This window comes from Streptomyces durocortorensis (assembly GCF_016901035.1).
Lineage (GTDB): Bacteria > Actinomycetota > Actinomycetes > Streptomycetales > Streptomycetaceae > Streptomyces > Streptomyces durocortorensis.
On the sequence record NZ_JAFEUF010000513.1, the window covers coordinates 1 to 1,078 of the forward strand.

1 protein-coding gene and 1 pseudogene are annotated in these 1,078 nt (G+C 74.1%); both read right to left on the reverse strand.

Going from position 1 to position 1,078, the window contains the following annotated elements; genetic code table 11:
• Positions 1-306 (reverse strand): annotated as a pseudogene (locus tag JS521_RS35820) (hypothetical protein); the annotation flags it as partial.
• Positions 299-799, reverse strand: a complete 501-nt coding sequence (locus JS521_RS35825; RefSeq protein ID WP_205087013.1) for a SigE family RNA polymerase sigma factor — start codon at positions 797-799, stop codon at positions 299-301. The pseudogene JS521_RS35820 and the gene JS521_RS35825, both read right to left, overlap by 8 nt.
• Positions 800-1,078 lie beyond the last annotated feature (279 nt).

The window sequence follows — 1,078 nt, forward strand, 5'->3', positions numbered from 1 at the left end:
GGGGGGGGGCTCGGTCGCCCGCCCGGGGGGCGGTCGGGGCTCGGGGGGGCCGGGTGCCGTATCGCGGGGCGCGGGGCGGGGGGCGGGGGCGCCGGGCCCCGGCCGTACCGGCAGCAGGCCCACCGCGACCGCGCCGCTCCCGCCGACGACCAGGCAGACGCCCACCGCGACCACGGCCATCCGGCGTCGCTGCGCGCGCATTCCGCGTCGGGTGATGCCCGACCCCGCGTCCGGATCGGTCCGGGCCTGCCCGAACTCACCGGCCTCCCGGAACAGGGACCGCAACGGATCCCGCGGGTCAGACATCAGGAGCCTCCTCGATGCGGGGGTCCTGCAGACGGTGGGCGAGCGCCGCCCGGCCACGGACCAGATGCGTCTTGATCGTGCTGCCGGAAAGCCCGGTCTCCCCGGCGATCTGCTCGACCGTGAGGTCGCACAGGTAGTGCAGGGTCAGCGTCCGCCGCTGCTGGGCGGGCAGTTCCCGGAGCGCGTCGACCAGCACCACATGGTCCGGATCAGGCGGCGCGACGTGCTCCGCCCCACCGCTCCCCCGGTCCCACGCGTCCGCCGACCGCCGCCGGAAGCGCCAGCGGCTCACCGCGAGCCGCCAGGCGACCGTACGGATCCACGCCTCGGGCTGCCCGTCGCGCTCCAGCCGGCCGCGCCGGACCCACGCCTTGACGAACGCCTCCTGCACGACGTCCTGCGCCTCCTGGAGGTCGCCGGTCATCACGTACAGCTGGCCCGTGAGACGCGCGACCGCCTGGACGTAGAACTCTTCGAACTCCTCGACGGTCAAATGTCGCTCCCGGATCTTTCGCTTCACCGGGTATACGCCCGGCGCGCGGCATCCGGTCTACGTCACCGGCGAAGCAGCAGAGTGATCGTCGTCACGGAGGGACGCGGGCGTCGCACCGGGCGCGGCTGGTCCATCTCGCCCTCCCCCTGCCCCTCCTCCCGGCCCGGACTCTGCTGAGCGCTCGGCCCGGAAGTCGTCGACCTCCCGGAGCTCAAGCCGCGAGACCCGAGCGCTCTTAACAGTGATGGGGTGGATGGGTCAGTAGTCCCACCCGCCCAC